General features: G+C 41.3%; 1 protein-coding gene. It reads right to left on the bottom strand.

Annotated elements, in window-relative coordinates:
• Positions 1-259, bottom strand: a 259-nt coding sequence (locus tag SCA31_RS23870; RefSeq protein ID WP_410699482.1) for a helix-turn-helix transcriptional regulator, incomplete at its 3' end; no start/stop codon positions are given.
• Between the last annotated feature and the right edge of the window lie 5 nt (positions 260-264).

Here is a 264-nt window from a genome sequence, read left to right on the forward strand (position 1 = left end):
CTGTAATAAAGCTCAAAACCTCTTCTTTTGTGAACATTACAGGCGGAAGTTTGTAGCCGTCCATCAAAGAATAACCGCTTCCCGCTTCACCAATAATTGGAATTCCGGCATTTTCTAGCGTTTTTACATCACGGTAAATCGTTCTGACGCTGACGTCAAATTTAGCAGCTAGATCTTGCGCTCTGACAATCGGTTTTGATTGTAATTGAGTGAGAATAGCAGTAACTCGATCGAGTTTTTTCAGGTAATGGTCGTTCATTGAGG

It is taken from the genome of Chryseobacterium sp. SIMBA_028, assembly GCF_046535285.1.
Lineage (GTDB): Bacteria > Bacteroidota > Bacteroidia > Flavobacteriales > Weeksellaceae > Chryseobacterium.